General features: G+C 70.6%; 1 protein-coding gene and 1 pseudogene. One reads left to right on the top strand and one right to left on the bottom strand.

Features of this window, described 5'->3' with window-relative positions; all coding sequences use genetic code 11:
* Positions 1-144: pseudogene (locus tag ACU8YC_RS26560) on the top strand (hypothetical protein); the annotation flags it as partial.
* A gap of 8 nt (positions 145-152) precedes the next feature.
* Here ACU8YC_RS26560 and ACU8YC_RS26555 read toward each other — a convergent pair.
* Positions 153-487: hypothetical protein (locus ACU8YC_RS26555; protein ID WP_446896202.1), on the bottom strand; the 335-nt coding region annotated here is incomplete at its 5' end.

Below are 487 nucleotides of genomic sequence, written 5' to 3'. Positions count from 1 at the left end.
ATCGTGAACCTGCCCGCCACCGTCGAGGCCGCGACGCCGAACGTGTTCGCCGACCAGATCGAATGGATGGACCGCAATCTCGGCTATCGCGACAGCATCGTGCTGTCCGTGCATCCGCACAACGACCGCGGCACGGCGGTCGCGGCGTGCTCCTAGGGTCGCGGCGCGTGGGTCCTGGCGATGCGGCGCCGAAGGTCCGTCGGGACATCCATCCGGCGCCATACCGTCGTGGTCTTCCGGCCCGTAATCGCGAAGGCCGGCCCGACGCCGGCCCGATCCAAGGCTTCCCTCACCCACCGCGCGCCGGATCCAATCTCCCTGGCGAGCGCACCCGTGGTGGCGTACCCGGTCTCGAAAGCCGCGAGCGCATCGTCCCGCACGAGGATTTCCCCGCTCGGTGTCGCCGTCCCGGCCATGAGGCCTGCCCGGACGATCAGGCCGACGCTGTCCGTCGGGACCGTGAGCCGCCGGCCGACCTCTTCGAGGG

This window comes from Citrobacter sp. VF227 (genome assembly GCF_052950715.1).
Note: the sequence above shows the minus strand (reverse complement) of the source record. Positions and strands in the feature narration are given on the sequence as shown.